A 17,689-nucleotide genomic window follows, 5' to 3' on the forward strand; every position below is an offset into this window, starting at 1 on the left:
TAGGTTTGGAACAAACATATGATTTATTAAAAATTAAGTTTGTTGCGTTCTTCCATCATGAATGATTTGAAATATTTCTTTTAAATTGTGTCATTAAGCATAACTTATCGCCTATATGAGATACAAATAAAGACGCTTAAACATTAGGTTTAAGCGCCTTAAAAGCATTATGAATCAGAATTTTCACTTTCATCTTCTTCATCTACAGATGGTCGATGATTATTAAATTCATATTTTAAATTGATCCAAATAATTTGATGATTGTCGATTTCAGTAATAACCCAACGATCATACTCAGTATCAACATAATCATCTTTTTGTAAATTCGTATTGCGTGATTGAAGCCAACCACCAATTGTATCTATGTCTTCAGAATCTTCAAATTCGATACCATATTGTTCATTAAGGTCATCTAATAGTACACGACCATTAATCTGATATGTTGAATCGTCCAATTTAACGATGTCATTCACTTCATCATCATCAAACTCATCACGAATTTCACCAACGATTTCTTCTAGAATATCTTCCATAGTCAAGATACCAGCTGTGCCACCGTATTCGTCAATGATTAAACTAATATGCACATGTTCTCTTTGCATTCTTATAAGTGCATCACTTATGCGAGTAGTTTCTGAAATCATTGGCAACTCATGAATGTAGTTTGCAATTTTAATCGGTTTACCTGAAGCATATTCTGTTAAAAATTCTTTAACATTTATAAATCCTTTTACATGGTCTTTATCCCCATCTTCAGTGATAGGATAACGGGTAAATTGATGTTCTTTTATCGTTTCAAGTAACTCATCCACGTTAAATGGTTCATTGAGTGTAACCATTTGCGTACGTGGTACCATGATATCTTTCGCATGGCGTTCGTCAAATGAAAAGATATTCTGCATATATGCAAGCTCTGTTTGATTGATTTCTCCGCCGTTATAACTGTTATTTATAATAATTTTAATTTCTTCCTCTGACATCGCATCCGATTGGGCGTCTGGATCGAAACCAAACATTCTTACAATCACACGTGCCGAACCATTCATTAACCAAATTAATGGTTTCATGATATTACCGAAGTAATAAAGTGGTCTTGAATAAAGTAATGCGAGTTGTTCAGTATGTTGAATCGCAAATGATTTAGGTGCTAATTCACCTAATACCACGTGTAAATAAGTCACAACAATAAATGATATAACAAATGAAATTGTCGTAGTTAATGCATCAGGTAAATGCAATAAGTCGAATAGAGGATGTAATAACTTTTCAAAAGTAGGTTCCCCTAACCAACCTAAACCTAATGATGTAACTGTGATACCTAACTGACATGCAGATAGGTAATAATCTAAGTTAGCTATCATTTTTTTGACTATTTTTGCGCTTCTATTTCCTTCTTCAACTAATTGTTCAATTCGCGTCGATCTCACTTTAACAAGTGCGAATTCAGATCCAACGAATACTGTAGTTAATGCAATCAAAAGAAAAAATGTGATTAAACTAATTATGGTCGAAGTTTCCAATTAATTCCCTATTTCTAGGGATTCACCTCCATATTATATGTGTCACGCATAGGTAACACGTTTTTAAAATCATCGTTATTAAATAAGTGACGACTACATGTTAAGACCTTCCCATCGTGACACCCCCGAAAAAAATGTAATTTCTTCTATTTTATCATACATCGTTTCTAGAATGTTAAATATAAACTCAATGGTATATTATAATCAAAACAATTGTCCTAATCAATGTTACACATTACTTTCCAAAATGATGTGGCACACCGTTTTTAATTGTTGTTTTTACATTGCACTCATCGTCTAATATAACAATATCTGCATCTTTACCCATCTCAATGCTTCCTTTAACATCATCTATGCCTAAAGCAATAGCTTGATTTAAACTAGTTACGCGCCATAAACGTTCTAAACTGTCTCCAGTAAAATTAATCAAATTTCGTAGGCCGTCATTCATTCTTAAGATACTGCCAGCAAGTGCGCCACTTTCTAAACGTGCTTCTTTATCTTTTACAATAACGTTTTGACCTCCTAAATCATATTCACCCTCCGGCATACCTTTTGCTCGCATCGCATCAGTAATTAGATAGAAATTTTTATTACCTTTAAGTTGGTAAGCAAGAGCGATAGAAGCAGGATGTGAATGTACACCATCAACAATCATTTCAGTTTTCAAATTTTTATTTAACCACGCAGCACCAAAAACACCTGGATCACGATGAGCAAATCCAGTAGCAGCATTATATAAGTGGGTCACGTGTTTAGCGCCACTCATAACAGCTTCATTAGTCTCATCGTACGTCGCTACAGTATGACCAATAGAAAATATAATATTATCCTTTAAGGCCTTTAACGTTTCTTGTGCTCCTTCAACCTCTGGGGCAAATGTAATGATTTTAATTAAACCATCTGCCACTTTTTGGAAAGCGTAAATTTGATCGGCGGAAGGACGCTGAACATATTTAGGATGTTGCGCTCCTACTTTATGTTCTGAAATAAATGGTCCTTCTAAATGAACTCCAGCTATTTCTGCTGCGTTAGCAATGTCTTGATGAGCTTTATAAGTCACAATATTTTTCAAAGCTCGGTTAATATTCTCTGTAGATTGAGTCATCGTTGTCGCTAAGAAGGAAGTGGTACCTTCAGATAGTAGTGATTCTGCTAAATGTTTAAGTCCGTCATATGAGGCATCCATTGCATCTTCGCCATATCCACCATGTATATGTATATCTATAAATCCTGGTAAAATATGTTGTCCCTTAGCATCGATATATTGAATTGATTCATTAGTATCTGTTTCTTCCTCTTGAAAATGTCCGGACCCGACGCTTAAGATTTTGCCTTCTTTAATGTGAACAAAACCTTTTTCAATCGTTTGTTCCTCTGTGTATATTTTCCCATTCGTTATTACATATTCTGACATTCTTTAAACCTTCTTTTCTTTATATTGTCATATTGTTCTTCAGCTATTTTATTATATCTTTATTAGCGCCTCTTATCATTCATTTCTATTTATACTTGATACCTACCTCATATTAAAAGCATTTACTCTACTTAGAAAAATGCATGAAAAAAGCCCTTGCCAAACAACAATGTTCTAGCAAGAGCTCTTCATAATTTATATTATTCATCCATAGCTTTAGATGCTTGGATTTCATTTTTAGTAACTTTTGGTTTTAAGAAACCGTATAATAGTGCTGAAACTAACGTACCTACAACTAATGCAAGTATAGTTTGTAAGACATGACTGAAGTCAGTTGCAAGAATTACGATAATACCACCATGTGGTGCGTTAATTCGAGAGCCTAGACCTAGTGCAATTGCACCTGCAACTCCTGAACCGACCATCATTGATGGAATCACACGTAACGGATCAGCTGCAGCAAACGGAATTGCACCTTCAGTTATAAATGATAATCCCATTACATAGTTCGGAACGATTGAACCTCTTTGTTCTTTCGTAAATTTCTTTCTAAAGACTAACATTGTTGTAGCAATAGCTAATGGCGGAATCATACCACCAATCATAGCTGCTGTAATTGGCGCAGCATTTCCTTCAGTTAATGCTGCAGTAGCGAATACGTATGCAGCTTTATTGAATGGTCCACCCATATCAATTGCCATCATCGCACCTACAACTAGTCCTAATAACATGATGTTTGAACCTGATAAACTATTTAAACCATTTAATAATAAATGATTAAGCCATGAAGCTGGAGGATTAAAGACATAAACCATTAAAAGACCAGTAATTGTTACTGAAAGCACTGGATAGATTAAAGTTGGTTTTAACCCTTCTACTGCTTGCGGTAATTTACGTGTAATATATTTTATTCCTTGAGTTAAGTAACCCGCTAAGAAACCTGCAATAATACCACCGATAAATCCTGAACCACCTGAAATTGCTAGCATACCACCAACTAAACCGGCAGCAAAACCTGGTTTATCTGAAATACTACGAGAGATGAAACCTGCTAAAACTGGAATAATTAATGCGAAGGCACTATTTTTACCAATGTTCCATAATTGTTCTGCAAACGCATTGTGCTCAGAACTTTTAGGATTAAATGAATTTGGCCCAAATAAGAATACTATCGCCATTAAAATACCACCAGCAATTACAAGTGGTAACATATTAGAAACACCATTCATTAAGTGTTTATAGAATGCTTTACCAGGGCTAAGTTTCTCTTCATTTTTATCGTCATTCTCTTTTTCACTATCGCCACGAGCAACAAATGGTTTGCGACTAGTGTCTAATGCAGTGTTAATTAATTCCTCAGGACGTTTTATTCCATCTGCCACTGGCACTTCAACAACATTCTTACCATTAAAGCGATCAGTCTCTACATGAACATCTGCCGCAACTATAATACCAGTTGCACGTTCAATATCTTGTTCAGTTAAATGGTTTTTCACACCACTTGAACCATTAGTTTCTACTTTAATTTTAACATCCATTTTTTCAGCTTGTTTTTTCAAAGCATCTCTAGCCATATACGTATGTGCGATACCCGTTGGACAAGCAGTTACAGCTAGAACATATGGCTCATTACTATCATTAGCATGCTCACTTGCTGAGGTACTTGCCATAGCACCTGAAGCATTTGCTTCATTTTCTTGCGCTTCTGCTTCTTCCTCTTTAGTAGCTTCATCATCAGCTTCATCTATAATTTGTAATACCTTTTCAGGAGATTCAGCATTAATTAACTTCTCACGTACATTTTCATCCATTAAAATGCCTGAAAGTTTAGCAAGTGCATCTAAATGAGTTTGTGCGCCACCTTCTGGAGCAGCAATCATAAAGAATAAATGTGCAGGTTGCATATCTAAACTTTGATAATCTACACCTTCTTTAGATTTACCAAATGCGATTGCAGGCGATTTTACAGCTGCAACTTTTGCGTGAGGAATCGCAATACCTTCACCAATTCCCGTTGTACTTTGTGATTCACGGTTATGAATAGCCTCTTTAAATGAAGCAACATCACTAAGTTTTCCTGCTTTATCTAATTGATTGACTAATTCATCTATAACCCCATTTTTATCTGATGCAGATAAATCCATTGCAATTGTATCTTTAGTTAATAATTCTGTGATTCTCATTAAATTCACTCCCCATCAAGTACAGAAACCGTAACTTGAGATTTAATTTTTTCTATAGCATCCCTAGTTGCTAAATCTTCTTCAAACGCAGTTGCTGTTCCTGAGGCCACTGCTTGTTTAAAAGCATCTTGGATAGACAATCCTGATTCTAAGCCTGCTACCATTCCAGCAACAGTACTATCTCCAGAGCCTACAGTATTAATGACTTTACCATGTGGATTCTCAGCTTTAATACTTTGGTGTTCGTCCACATAAATCGCACCGTCGCCACCTAGAGAAATGATCACGGATTGTGCACCTTTTTTAAGAATTTCTTTACCGTATTTAACAACATCATGATCACTTGATACAGTCGTATTAAACATTACTTCAAGCTCATCTTTATTTGGTTTAATAAATAGTGGTCGGTACGGTAATACTGTATCAACTAAATCTTTTTCAGCATCTACTACAAGCTTAGCGCCTGTGTTTTTAGTTATCTCAGCAATTTGAGCATAAGCATCACTTGGAATACTATTAGGAACACTACCAGCTACAATAACTGTATCTTCACTAGTTGTATTTTTGATTTGAGTTATCAGAGCTTGAAATTGCTCTTGTGTCACCTTAGGACCTGGAGCATTTATTTCAGTCTCTTGACCAGATTTGAGTTTTACATTAATACGAGTATCCTCATCTACTTCAATAAAATCTGTATGAATTTTACTTTCTTCTAAAGTTTTTGATATAAATTTTCCTGGAAAACCACCAGCAAAACCAAGTGCAGTTGAATCAACATCTAGAGTTTTTAGTACTCTTGAAACATTTATCCCTTTACCACCTGCAAATTTATACGTTTCTTTTGCTCTATTTAATCCTTTTAATTCGAAACCATCTGTAAACATGATGTAATCAATTGAGGGATTAAATGTAACTGTATATATCATGATTGTCCTCCTAAAAAATGATATTGATTGGTGTACGTTTCAGTGACTTTATTTTTTAGCGCCTTCTGTGAAGTAATGATTTTAGTTCCATCTAGTAATGGTACTCTTGCAAAATAAACTTGGTTAAATTTCGTTTGATCGACAAGTACATATTTCTCACTAGATAGTTTCATTGCCGTCTCTTTAATTAAAGCTTCTTGTTCATCTGGTGTTGTAAAACCATACTTCGAATCCATACCGTTCATTCCGATGAATGCACGATCAAAGCAATATCTTCTTAACGTTTCCAGTGCGTTTGCACCTACAGTTGCCATTGTTGTTCCTTTCACTTGTCCACCAATCATTAAAGTGTTTATCCCATTCTTTAATAACTGTTCAACATGTGTCATCCCATTCGTGACAACAATGATATCTCTCGCATCGATATATTGAATCATTTCCAAAGTAGATGAACCTGCATCTAAGAAAATGCATTCGTTGTCTTGGATCTCTTGAGCGGCACGTTTACCAATTTTTTGCTTTTCTCGTAGGTTCTGTGTCAATTTCTCAGTCAATCCAGGTTCTACTACACGATTTTGATTGAGGGTTGCTCCACCATGAACACGTTGCAATTTACCTATCTTTTGTAGTTTGGATAGATCTCTTCTGATTGTTGAAGCACTACACCCTGTTCTATCTATTAATTCTTGGAGTGTTAAGAAGTCTTTTTTAGCTAATTCTTGCAATATCAAATCGTGACGTTTTTCTGAAATCACTTTTATCACCCCATCTCAATTATCATTATAATGAGTGCGCTTACATTTTTCAATCATAAATTATCATAAACAATCAAAAACATTCATTTTGTGACAAAATAAAAAACATCTAAATTAATAGATGTTTTATAAATAATCAATGTGAACGCGTAAGTACGGGAGTTTAGTATCAGTAATCTATTCTTTCAAAACCAATCATAATATTACACATCTTCCCTCTTATTTATGTGTAATATGTGCCAGTTGCGCTTGAGTTATCTCTATAAGATCGTCTACTTGGATGATGATTTGCATACCACGTTGACCACCACTAACATATAGTTTGTCTAAATTTTTGGCAGAAACATCAATAGTAGTTGGAAATAAATGTTTCATACCTATAGGTGAGCAACCACCTCTTACGTAGCCAGTAACTTGTTTTAGTTGCTCTAATGGCATTAATTGAAGTTTTTTCTCGTTTACTACATGAGCCGCTTCCTTCATATCTAATGACGCATTGACTGGAATTACAAAGACGTAGTGGTCATGATTCGCGTTTTCAAGCACAAGTGTTTTATAGACTTCTTCAACATTTGCACCAACCAATTTAGCAATTTGTTCACCATGTTGATGTTTATCCGAGACTTCATACGTATTCATCTCATAATTAATTTTTGCGCGATCAAGCATACGCATCGCATTTGTTTTTTTAGTTTTAGCCATCTTTCCACCCTCAATATTGTAGCTTTGATTCAATATATTTTAACATGTCCAACAACAATTCGTATTCTTTAAACGAATTGCTATATTTTCTGCATATATAAAAATTCACTCTTTCTAGAATTATTGAAAGAGTGAATTATTATCTCGAATGAGATTGTTCATTATTTACATGGCCATCTTCATCTACTGAAATATTTGTGTGTTGTTTACCATTAGCATCTGAGAATGAATATTTAGCTTTAGGTGATTCACTCTGCATGTGGTCAATTTTATAATTAGTTTTCAAATGATGATCTGCGTAGTTTAAAGCTATCACGTTGCATTCTTGTGGTGTGAATTTATAAGATGTTTGATTGTTTGTAGTTTTATTATTGAATTTATTATACGTTATCTCATTATCTTTATCGTTCTTATCTTTTTCAGATGCTTTAGCCGTATAGTTTGAATGTAAATTAAATGTATCTTCGATATAAGAGACTTTATTTACTTTTGAAAATGTACATATCGTTTGATGTACTTTTGCTAAAGCATTTTGGTTTGTAGCTAGGAAAATTAATCCTACTAAACAAATTGATAGTATTACGGCTACAACACTCAATAATATATTTTTCAAATTCATCCCCTTACCCACATTTCTCTTAAGATTTTCATCTATCTTAACATATTAATTTTTGAAAAAAGATATGTAGGTTACAATTTAAATAGATTGTAATGTTTGTAACATTTATATTAATGAAGTTGTTACTTTTGTTACATAAAAGACGCATATAAACTTATTTAGGTACTTAAAATTTACGGTTCTCAATATCTATAAATTAACAAAACACTCTAAGTTGTACGTTTTTCGTAATCTTAGAGTGTTTAATGATTTATATTTTTTATGAAGATTGTGATTGCTTACGCCTAGTTCTTAGCCACTTTTCAATAAAGATAATTACAATACCACTTAAAGAAACTGCTATAGCCATGTATAATGGAAACTCTAAGTTTACATCGAATAAGGCTCCTGCTACTAAAGGTCCAATAAAATTACCCATACTGGTAAAAGTGGAATTAAGACCTCCAGCAAATCCTTGGCGATCACCTGCAATATTTGAGAAATAATTCGTTAAAGCTGGACGAATCATATCAAAACCTATAAATACAATGAAACTAATTACCATAATTGTCCAGTAACCATTGGCTAGTATCAACATCACAAGAACTATTGCTGAATAGAGTAAGGAGCTTGCTATAAAATTAAGTTCAGTCATATACTTCATAAATTTATCAAAGAAGAAAACTTGGAATACAGCACCAAAGATGCCCCCACCCGTAATCGCAATTGAGATATCTTTAGGTGAATAATTGGCTTTCTCAGAAGTGTATAATGAGAATAATGTTTCAAAAGCTGACAAACCAAATGCCAAAACTAACGTTAATATAACGGGTGTAATGAACACTTTCCAATTGATTTTAGTAAATAATTCAGGTTGATATTGATGAAAGCCATCTGTCGTTTCTTTTTTAGGATTATGAATTAAAACGAGAGACATTGTAAACGCGATAGCTCCTAAAGATCCTGCAAAATAGAACGGCAATCTATGTGAGATTTCAGCTAGAAATCCACCAAACCCAGGTCCTAATATAAAGCCAGAATTAATAATGGCTGACATATACCCGAAATTCTTAGCTTTATCTGCGCCTTTAGAAATATCAGCAATCATGCCTGTGACGCCTGGCATTACCATTCCTGCACTAAATCCACCTAACACACGTGAAATCATAAGAATAGTAAAAGTCTGTCCAGCAGCAAACATAAATTCTGAAATTGAAAATAAAACAAGGCCTATGCAAATGATAAGTTTCTTGCCTAATTTATCCGCCAAAGTACCTCCAAATGGAGAAATAACCATTTGTGACAGTGCAAATGCGGCAACTAAAACTCCTAAATCGCTCCCTTTTAAACCTAAATCTTTTAAATAAACTGGTAATACTGGGATAACAAGGCCAATTCCTAAGAAAATTAGAAATATATCAAAGTACAATGTAAATAATTGCTTTCTCATAAGATGCCCTCCTCTCTACATGTAAGACTAAAAACTCATTTTAATTCACGACGTTTGAAAATATCTGTTATCTATCAAATTAAAAATGTACTTATTAATGCGTCTTGTTTAATTAACTTAAAGTTTCTACATTGTATAATATTTCATTAACATTTTACAATAAATATTCCTAATGTTTTAAGCGCAGCGCAATTGTGTTTAGTATAATTAAGTTGCTATAAATATAAATAAAAGTCTATAATGATGGAACATCAAATGAATAGCAGTACCATGTGCTTTGATGAGAGAGATGAAAATAGTGTAGGTTCAATCACTGATATTGCACAACAAAATGAAAGATTAGGAGCAGTGAGTCATTTAGAAGCAAATACGATAAGGTGACTTTAAACTTTTAATTTTAAGGCTTAAAAATAAGAATCTAAAGATATCAATGAAATTTAGAATGAATTACTTTATCACATAATAACTCATTTATGGATGATAAACTATTTGCTCATTTATAAGCTACTTTCATACCTTAAACCTATGAATCACATCGTGTATATCTCTATATAGCTAAAATATCAACTACTGCATAAAGAATGATGACAATGACATCTATAGCTATTAATCTAAAACATCATTTAGTCATAGGACTTAATTTATTAAATCTATAATACTCGTATACTACAAGTCCTAGAAAGAATTTGTGGCTACATTTTTATGTGAACCTCATATTATTTGATATGACAAGCATTTACAGTTACCATTAAAACTCGACAATTCAATTAATTATTAAAATCTTTAAGAAAGTAGTGCATGATAATGCAACCACGTTACATTGCAAGGATATACTTTATAATTTTATTTATTATTTCTCTTGCTGAAACAAGAGTTTTTAATTTCATGACATTAAATTTATTTTTAGCCTATGTGCCCTTTGAACTTTGCTTACTTTTAAAATTATTTAAACCAAAGAAAGCATTCGAATGGCCATTATTTATTGTCTTTGGATTGATATTTTTACTTTTAGTACCTAATACGTTTTATATGATTACAGATTTAATACATTTGAACCAATTTCAATTTAATTTTCTTGTAGGGTTGAATCTTACTGAATGGGTATACTTTACTTACCTCATGTTAGGCGTTTTCTTAGCGATATATGTTATGATTTTAATCTTTATGGAAATAGGACATTTAACTTCTCACTTATGGTTAAATCGTACACTTATCATTGTACTTATGTTCTTAAATGGATTAGGCATATATATCGGCCGTTTTTTAAGACTTCATACGGTTTATTTAATTGATGAACCTTTAAAGATTTTTACCCAAGTACTCTCTGTGTTTAATATTAAAACGTTCATGTTTGTACTTTTAATGGTAATTATGCAAAGTACGATTGTTCTATTTGTAAAAGGGGTGAGACTACAAAAATGATATTCAGTATTATATTATTAATCATCATTCTCATCATTTTACAGCTCATTATTGGTCATTTCTGGCACGACGTTGGATTTAATTATAGTAAAAGTATTCAACTCATGTTTTTACCATTAGGTATAGGACTATTTATCATGCAGATTGCTTACTATGAAAGACATTATCCAAATTGGGATGTTCCTTTCAAAGTTAAGCTTAGACTCAAATATATGTATATTATTACTTTCTTTGAATATGTAGCAGTTTATATTTGTCTTTTTAGATTAAGCTAACACAAATGCACGTGTAAAAAACTCAGAAATTACATAAAATCACTCCATAAAGTTCATTTATGGAGTGATTTTTCAATTGTTTACACTTTTTTATTCCATTGCTTTAAATTCCGACATTACATGATCTCGGCTCTCACTGTGATTTACCATTTGTTTTGGGTAATCTTTTCCTAACTCAATACCTTGTTCTTTAATTTGGCGCTCATGTTTATAGGTATCGTGTAAATATTTAGCATCAACATCATTAAGTGTCGGTATAAATTTTTTAATATATAATGCCTTTTTATCAAAACGTTCGCTTTGTCGCACTGGATTAAACATTCTAAAATATGGCACAGCATCTGTTCCTGTTGAAGCAGACCATTGCCAACCATGCACATTTGAAGCAGCATCATAATCGATTAGCTTTTGTCTAAAATACTCTTCGCCCCACGTCCAATCAATAAATAAATCTTTTGTAAGAAATTGTGACACGACCATTCTCATTCGGTTATGCATATATCCTGTAGTGTTAAGTTCTCCCATTGCAGCATCAATAATCGGAAATCCTGTCATACCTTTTCTCCATAAATCAAAATTATCTTCATTATAAGACCAATTCAAATTTTGATATTTTTCTTTAAATGCAATATGTGCTGTCTTAGGATATTGAGTCATCAAGACATAATAAAACTCTCTAAAAATTAATTCACGAATAAATGCTTCATAATTTTGTTCATCTTTATCATAACCATCTAGTAAGTCATTAAATATCTGAATAATATCGAGCACTCCATATGCTAAATATATACTTAATTGACTCGTAAGGACTTCAGGCAAGTATTCACGATTTGAATCGTAATCCTCTATGTCTTTATCTAGAAAATCAGACCATTTGTACTGGGCAGTTTCCTCACTTATACCACTTTGACTATAGTCCCCTTTTAATTTTTGTTTTGATTTAACCCCTAATTTAGCTAAATCTTTAATATCATAATTGTAAACTGTTCTTTTCATTAAATAAGGGCGCCATTTTTTATAAAAACTCGTAAATACTTTATAAGGTTCGCCTTTATTATTTCGTGTTTTACTTGGTTTAAAATAATGATTGGCTCTTATTGTTGTTACCGATATATCTTCTTTTTTAAATTGTTCTCTCTGATGTAAAATGTCATAATCTTCCTTGTGATAACTCATTATATCACCAGCAATAACCACCTCATTGATTCCTTTTTCTCTAAAGAAATCAACCAATTCATCATAATCCATTAGAAATGGTTGAATATCGTTTTCATAGAGCGCATGAACAAATTTTTGTAATGTTCCATAATAATAATTACGTTTCATTTTTGCTTCATTACCAAAATCTTCTTTAGGAATAATGTAATAGCATTGATCTATATCTTCCATATTTTGATAGACATATTCAAATAAAGGATTGTTATCCGTTCTAAAGACTCTATTTAAGATGACTCCTAATGCCATGATTGTTACCACCTAACATAATTTTTTATTAATTTACCCTGAAAAGAGGACTTGAACACAACGAGAATTTCATTAAAATAGACTGAGACAATCATTTGCCTCAGCCTATAAAATGTTACTTATTTTTTATAATTTATCTTTTAAACTAAGCCCAACCATTTCCAGTAGGTTAAGCTAAACACTATTACTAGAATGTAACCAATAATCGTTAAAGGTACCCCCGTTTTCAAGAAATCTTTGACTGTAAATGTTCCGGTACCGTATGCAAGCATATTTTGCGGAGCACTTACAGGTAACAAGAAACCAAAACTAATTACAAATTGTTGAATTAACACAAAGCCAATTGCATGATCGCCTAAATGAAGTGTTGATGTTAATGAAATGAATACTGGTATTAAAGCAGATGATAGACTTGTCGCACTGGCAAATCCTAAGTGAATTAATATGTTAAATAATGTGATTAAAGCAATTGTTGCAATAATTGGTAATCCTTTAAGCCCCATTAACCCAAATGTTTGGTCACTTAACCATTGTGCCGCACCAGTTTTTAATAAAACATTACCAAGAGAAATTCCTACACCAAAGACTATAATGGTACCCCAAGGAATTTTCTTTTCAACACCTTTCCACGTAATAACCCCAATTTTAGGCATTAACATAATCCCTAAAGCAATTAATGTTATTGATGCTGAATCAATCGGATGTAATATCTTTTCAGTAGACCAAAAGAAGAGTAATAAAATTGAAATAGCGATTAAACGCCATTCTCTAGCACTCACAGGACCTAGTTCATTTAATTCTTTCTTGATTAATTCCTTTCCACCTTCTATTGAATCTCTTTCTGGAGGCATTACTTTAATCATAATGAAATATAACGCTACAGACATTAAAATAGACCATGGTGCTGCATATAAAAACCACTCTCCCCAAGAAACATCATGCCCTAAATTTTGATTGATAAAATTAATAGCTACAATGTTCTGAGCAGCGGCAGTTTTTATACCAATATTCCATATGGATACTGCTTGTACTGCAGTAATAACTAGTAGAGAAGCAAGCTTACTCTCCTTGCTCATTTTAAAAGCTGCAATCATTCCTAATAAAATAGGTACTACAGCGCCAGCACGAGCGGTAGCTGAAGGTACGAAGAAAGCTAAAACAATAGATACTACTATCGCACCGATAACAATATTCCGGGTTTTATTTCCAACTATTGAAAGAACTATTAATGCTAAACGTTTATGTAAATTGGTTTCTTGCATAGCTGTGGCAAGGAATAATGCAGCAGCTACCAGTGCAACTGCAGATGTTGAAAATCCACTAAAAGCATGAGTAAGCGCGTTGTTTGTACCTAATAATTCGCTTCCTTTTAAAATAGCATCTCCACTTTTAGGATTCCCCAACTTTTCAGATAAGTTCTGAACAGGGCTAAATCCCAGTAATATAATAATTAAACCTAATATGAGTGTGGCAGATACTGGATACGAAACCGCTTCTGTCACCCACATAATCACGGCAAATGCTAATATTGCTAACGCTGCTTTCGCCATAATAGGTAAACCAGAAGGCGTTGGTAATAGTAAGATTCCAATCAGTAAAGCAAAACTTATAATAATCCATATAGGTTTATATCCCTTGTTACTTTGAGTGTTTTGATTCTGATTTTGTGAATGTGTTTGTGGTTTCGCTTTAGTCATCCCTATCGACTCCTTAAACTATGATTTCACTTAGATTATATCAAGAAAGCGCTTTAATAAGTTGCTGATGTGATAAAATACACATAATCATCAAAATATTTGTAAATTGTAATAAATAACTAGTACAAATTTTAAAATTAAAATGATAAATAAGCCTCTTTTGCAAGATTAGAAACCATGCAAAAGAGGCTTATTCAACTTCTTATTTATTTTTTAATGCATTTTTCACATTTTCGACTGACTCAGCTGAATATTTTAATTGTTCTAGTTCTTTGTCATTTAAATTGACTTCTACAATTTTTTCTATACCCTTCTTGCTAAGAATAGTTGGAACACCTAAACAAATATCAGAGAATCCATATTCACCCTCTAAATATGCAATGCTTGGCAACAAGCGTTTTAGATCTTTTAAAATAGCTTCAATCATTTCATATATAGCCGTAGCTGGTGCATAATATGCTGAACCTTTGCCTAATAATTCTACAATTTCAGCTCCGCCTTTTCTTGTTCGATTTACAATACGATCTAAAACATCTTCCGCAATTAAATCTTTGACTGGTACGCCATTAACTTGAGTTGATTCTACAAGTGGCACCATTGTATCTCCATGTCCTCCAAGCACAAGACCATTAATATCCTTTACTGAAACATTTAATTCGTCAGCAATAAAACTTTGATAGCGAGCTGTATCAAGAACACCAGATTGTCCAATTACACGTTCTTTTGGAAAACCTGAGGCTTTTAATGCAGTATAAGTCATAGCATCTACTGGGTTGGTTAATACAATAATCGTAGCATTAGGTGCGTACTTCGCTATATTAAGAGATGTTTGATAAACTATTTCTTCATTTGTTTGGACTAAATCATCTCTTGTCATTCCAGGCTTTCGTGGTATTCCTGCAGTCATCACGACGATATCTGAATCTTGAATATCTTCAATTTCAACAGAACCTTGAACGTTTGTATCAAATCCAAAAATAGGTCCACTTTCTAAAATATCCAATGCTTTTCCTTTAACAAATCCCTCTGATTGCGGACGATCAATCATTACAATATCTGCTAATTCCTTTTGAGCCAATACAAAAGCTAAAGTTGATCCAGTGTTTCCTGCTCCAATGATTGAAACTTTTCTTCTAGTATTCATGAACAATAGCCTCCTAATTTATATTTATCTATCTAAAAAATAAAAAGCTTTGTTATTTCAATTAAAGTATAACATTGAAATAACAAAACTTCTCAAATATCATTATTCATTTTTACTAAATAAACTTTTGATTAAACAAAAATTAATGTCTTAAACCAAACACATATAATAATGTGAAGAAAGCTGCACCACTTAGAACAGTTAATACTAAAGTTAAAATTAACGTGCGTTTGAAATGTCTGATGAAAGCAATAAATAGTAGTCCTAAATTATATGCAAAGAATAATCCAAATAGAGCCATAGATACTTTAATATCTGGATAAAAAATATTAAATAACAACACAACTATAGCAAATCCTAAATACGGAAATGTGATTAAGTTTTTCTCAAATTTAATTTGTTGTTCACGTTTATCTTCATTATTCATAACCATACTCTCCTTAATTATGAAAATTGTATCATATCGAGCTTATTTTTTAGCCTATTAACGTCTAATTGCTCTCCAATAATTACAATGGTTAGAGGCAAATCTTTATCAATAACTCCATAATCTGGCATACCATATGCATACTGGAATTCATAAGTTTCATTTGGTGTATCACGGAATTGAACGTATCCTTTCAAACGTAAAACGTTATCAGGTAAGCGTAAAATAAATTGATAAAAAAGTTGCCGATCGATTGGTCCACTAAACGTATATTGCATACTATTTATACCATGATGATGTGAATGTGTGTGTGTCGTTACGAGATCGTCACGAAATTGTGATATTTCATCGATGTTTACCTTTCCATAACTTGTTAAAATAATTGGAACCTGTGCATTGATTAGATTTAATTCATCTTTTAATTGTTGCTGTTTGTCTTCGCTAATCAAATCTGTTTTGTTCACAATTAATATATGACTCACTTCAAGCTGTTCTTCCATTAATCTCATTGTTGACTCCGAATACTGCATTCTATTTATAAAGCGCTCTGCATCAACGACACCAATGACTTGTGGTTGGCGTACATACTTTACAATTCGTGGATCTTGGCAGGCCATTATAATTTCAATAGGATGTGCGATACCTGTAGCTTCAATAATGATATGATCCGTTTCATTACCTTGTACAAGTGATTCAATTTGATTCACTAAATCTATTTTTAAATCACAACAAACACAGCCATTCAATATTGAACGTACATCTACGATATTACTTAAATGATTACCATCAACGTCTAATGAGCCAAATTCATTCATAATAACTTTAACTTTCTCATCAGTTTTTAATATTTCACTAATATAATGTGTCAGTAAAGTAGTTTTACCACTACCTAAAAATCCGCTAATGATAGAAATTGTTATTTTTTCATCTTTATTATTTCTCATATTATATTCCCTTTTCTATTACAAGCATTTTTGAAAATGATAACATATATATTTAATTATCTTTTTACTTGATTTAATGTAAGATATCTTCTAAACTTTAAGCATACTTTAATTTTAGCATGGCATTGAATCAAAGTGTTGTATAAATTATATTTTGTACAACATAGACGGATTCCAATCCGAAAAAGAGAAAAAACGGATAGAATGTCTGGAGGAGAACTTTAATGTCTGATCAACATAATTTAAAAGAGCAGCTATGCTTTAGTTTGTACAATGCTCAAAGACAAGTTAATCGCTACTACTCTAACAAAGTCTTTAAAAAGTACAACCTAACTTACCCACAATTTCTTGTATTAACGATTTTATGGGACGAGTCACCTGTTAATGTCAAAAAAGTCGTTACAGAATTAGCACTAGATACAGGGACTGTATCACCATTACTTAAACGAATGGAACAAGTTGATTTAATTAAACGCGAACGTTCTGAAGTGGATCAACGTGAAGTATTTATTCACTTAACAGATAAGAGCGAAACAATTAGACCTGAATTAAGCACAGCATCGGAGAAAGTTGCAACAGCTTCATCTTTATCTAAAGAAGAAGTCAAAGAACTTAATCGCTTATTAGGTAAAGTCATCGATGCATTTACTGAAACGAAAGAATAATAGAAAGTTTCTGTCATGAAATTAAAGTTAAACTAAGGAATTAATATACATTTTAATGAAACAACAGACAAAGTCGTATCGATTACCGATACGACTTTAT

Annotated in this window: 17 protein-coding genes; 4 read left to right on the forward strand and 13 right to left on the reverse strand. The window is 32.6% G+C overall.

The annotated features are described in order from the left end of the window. Positions 1–167 precede the first annotated feature (167 nt). The 8 genes from MHI13_RS15835 to norA all read right to left on the reverse strand — a co-directional run bounded on the left by MHI13_RS15835 (position 168) and on the right by norA (position 9,551). Positions 168–1,520 (reverse strand): hemolysin family protein, encoded by a 1,353-nt coding sequence (locus tag MHI13_RS15835; protein ID WP_064210441.1) that lies wholly within the window; start codon positions 1,518–1,520, stop codon positions 168–170. Positions 1,521–1,755: 235 nt separating this feature from the next. Continuing rightward, positions 1,756–2,937, reverse strand: a complete 1,182-nt coding sequence (nagA, locus tag MHI13_RS15840) for an N-acetylglucosamine-6-phosphate deacetylase (RefSeq protein WP_340761497.1) — start codon at positions 2,935–2,937, stop codon at positions 1,756–1,758. A gap of 200 nt (positions 2,938–3,137) precedes the next feature. Then, the gene (locus tag MHI13_RS15845) at positions 3,138–5,120 is read right to left on the reverse strand and encodes a PTS fructose transporter subunit IIABC (protein ID WP_064210439.1); all 1,983 of its coding nucleotides are present in this window, start codon (positions 5,118–5,120) and stop codon (positions 3,138–3,140) included. Positions 5,121–5,125: 5 nt separating this feature from the next. Then, positions 5,126–6,046, reverse strand: a complete 921-nt coding sequence (gene pfkB, locus MHI13_RS15850; protein ID WP_064210438.1) for a 1-phosphofructokinase — start codon at positions 6,044–6,046, stop codon at positions 5,126–5,128. Continuing rightward, the gene (locus MHI13_RS15855) at positions 6,043–6,801 is read right to left on the reverse strand and encodes a DeoR/GlpR family DNA-binding transcription regulator (RefSeq protein ID WP_064210437.1); all 759 of its coding nucleotides are present in this window, start codon (positions 6,799–6,801) and stop codon (positions 6,043–6,045) included. Before MHI13_RS15855 ends, pfkB begins: the two co-directional genes overlap by 4 nt. A 219-nt stretch (positions 6,802–7,020) precedes the next feature. Then, complete coding sequence (gene ybaK / locus MHI13_RS15860; protein ID WP_064210436.1) at positions 7,021–7,503, reverse strand: Cys-tRNA(Pro) deacylase; 483 nt, start codon at positions 7,501–7,503, stop codon at positions 7,021–7,023. Positions 7,504–7,642: 139 nt separating this feature from the next. Further along, complete coding sequence (locus tag MHI13_RS15865; RefSeq protein WP_002433156.1) at positions 7,643–8,122, reverse strand: hypothetical protein; 480 nt, start codon at positions 8,120–8,122, stop codon at positions 7,643–7,645. Positions 8,123–8,381: 259 nt separating this feature from the next. After that, positions 8,382–9,551, reverse strand: coding sequence for a multidrug efflux MFS transporter NorA (norA, locus tag MHI13_RS15870; protein WP_064210435.1), 1,170 nt, complete (start codon positions 9,549–9,551; stop codon positions 8,382–8,384). A 243-nt stretch (positions 9,552–9,794) separates the two neighbouring features. Here norA and MHI13_RS15875 point away from each other — a divergent pair, with 243 nt between their 5' ends. The 3 genes from MHI13_RS15875 (at position 9,795) to MHI13_RS15885 (ending at position 11,248) form a co-directional block, all read left to right on the forward strand. Then, positions 9,795–9,932 carry a hypothetical protein gene (locus tag MHI13_RS15875; protein ID WP_281104051.1) on the forward strand — a complete coding sequence of 46 codons (138 nt, stop codon included), beginning with the start codon at positions 9,795–9,797 and terminating at the stop codon, positions 9,930–9,932. A 423-nt stretch (positions 9,933–10,355) separates the two neighbouring features. Next, positions 10,356–10,973, forward strand: a complete 618-nt coding sequence (locus MHI13_RS15880) for a DUF1361 domain-containing protein (RefSeq protein ID WP_002433397.1) — start codon at positions 10,356–10,358, stop codon at positions 10,971–10,973. Beyond that, positions 10,970–11,248: a hypothetical protein gene (locus tag MHI13_RS15885; protein WP_047795960.1), complete on the forward strand. Its 279-nt coding sequence runs from the start codon at positions 10,970–10,972 to the stop codon at positions 11,246–11,248. The genes MHI13_RS15880 and MHI13_RS15885 overlap by 4 nt, the downstream gene beginning before the upstream one ends. Before the next feature lie 90 nt (positions 11,249–11,338). Here the strand turns inward: MHI13_RS15885 and MHI13_RS15890 are convergent, their stop codons facing one another. From MHI13_RS15890 to MHI13_RS15910, 5 genes are all read right to left on the reverse strand, one after another. After that, complete coding sequence (locus MHI13_RS15890) at positions 11,339–12,712, reverse strand: cryptochrome/photolyase family protein (protein WP_064210434.1); 1,374 nt, start codon at positions 12,710–12,712, stop codon at positions 11,339–11,341. Between the two features lie 140 nt (positions 12,713–12,852). Then, entirely contained in the window at positions 12,853–14,409 is a 1,557-nt protein-coding gene (locus MHI13_RS15895; RefSeq protein ID WP_064210433.1) for an SLC13 family permease, read from the reverse strand. Between the two features lie 202 nt (positions 14,410–14,611). Next, positions 14,612–15,553 (reverse strand): malate dehydrogenase, encoded by a 942-nt coding sequence (gene mdh, locus MHI13_RS15900; RefSeq protein WP_064210432.1) that lies wholly within the window; start codon positions 15,551–15,553, stop codon positions 14,612–14,614. A 142-nt stretch (positions 15,554–15,695) separates the two neighbouring features. Next, positions 15,696–15,980 carry a hypothetical protein gene (locus MHI13_RS15905; protein WP_002433193.1) on the reverse strand — a complete coding sequence of 95 codons (285 nt, stop codon included), beginning with the start codon at positions 15,978–15,980 and terminating at the stop codon, positions 15,696–15,698. Between the two features lie 17 nt (positions 15,981–15,997). After that, on the reverse strand, positions 15,998–16,924 hold the full coding sequence (locus MHI13_RS15910) for a CobW family GTP-binding protein (protein ID WP_030059123.1): 927 nt from the start codon (positions 16,922–16,924) through the stop codon (positions 15,998–16,000). Positions 16,925–17,148: 224 nt separating this feature from the next. Between MHI13_RS15910 and mgrA the strand changes: the two genes are divergently transcribed. Continuing rightward, positions 17,149–17,589, forward strand: a complete 441-nt coding sequence (gene mgrA, locus MHI13_RS15915; protein ID WP_002433445.1) for an HTH-type transcriptional regulator MgrA — start codon at positions 17,149–17,151, stop codon at positions 17,587–17,589. Positions 17,590–17,689 lie beyond the last annotated feature (100 nt).

Source organism: Staphylococcus sp. FSL K6-0223 (assembly GCF_038008285.1).

What these genes read in the sequence shown, in the direction of transcription:
- nagA (WP_340761497.1), bottom strand. Translation starts at nt 2,937, where the DNA reads ATGTCAGAATATGTAATAACGAATGGGAAAATATACACAGAGGAACAA.
- MHI13_RS15845 (WP_064210439.1), bottom strand. Translation starts at nt 5,120, where the DNA reads ATGAGAATCACAGAATTATTAACTAAAGATACAATTGCAATGGATTTA.
- pfkB (WP_064210438.1), bottom strand. Translation starts at nt 6,046, where the DNA reads ATGATATATACAGTTACATTTAATCCCTCAATTGATTACATCATGTTT.
- ybaK (WP_064210436.1), bottom strand. Translation starts at nt 7,503, where the DNA reads ATGGCTAAAACTAAAAAAACAAATGCGATGCGTATGCTTGATCGCGCA.
- MHI13_RS15865 (WP_002433156.1), bottom strand. Translation starts at nt 8,122, where the DNA reads ATGAATTTGAAAAATATATTATTGAGTGTTGTAGCCGTAATACTATCA.
- norA (WP_064210435.1), bottom strand. Translation starts at nt 9,551, where the DNA reads ATGAGAAAGCAATTATTTACATTGTACTTTGATATATTTCTAATTTTC.
- MHI13_RS15875 (WP_281104051.1), top strand. Translation starts at nt 9,795, where the DNA reads ATGGAACATCAAATGAATAGCAGTACCATGTGCTTTGATGAGAGAGAT.
- MHI13_RS15880 (WP_002433397.1), top strand. Translation starts at nt 10,356, where the DNA reads ATGCAACCACGTTACATTGCAAGGATATACTTTATAATTTTATTTATT.
- MHI13_RS15885 (WP_047795960.1), top strand. Translation starts at nt 10,970, where the DNA reads ATGATATTCAGTATTATATTATTAATCATCATTCTCATCATTTTACAG.
- MHI13_RS15890 (WP_064210434.1), bottom strand. Translation starts at nt 12,712, where the DNA reads ATGGCATTAGGAGTCATCTTAAATAGAGTCTTTAGAACGGATAACAAT.
- MHI13_RS15895 (WP_064210433.1), bottom strand. Translation starts at nt 14,409, where the DNA reads ATGACTAAAGCGAAACCACAAACACATTCACAAAATCAGAATCAAAAC.
- mdh (WP_064210432.1), bottom strand. Translation starts at nt 15,553, where the DNA reads ATGAATACTAGAAGAAAAGTTTCAATCATTGGAGCAGGAAACACTGGA.
- MHI13_RS15905 (WP_002433193.1), bottom strand. Translation starts at nt 15,980, where the DNA reads ATGAATAATGAAGATAAACGTGAACAACAAATTAAATTTGAGAAAAAC.
- MHI13_RS15910 (WP_030059123.1), bottom strand. Translation starts at nt 16,924, where the DNA reads ATGAGAAATAATAAAGATGAAAAAATAACAATTTCTATCATTAGCGGA.
- mgrA (WP_002433445.1), top strand. Translation starts at nt 17,149, where the DNA reads ATGTCTGATCAACATAATTTAAAAGAGCAGCTATGCTTTAGTTTGTAC.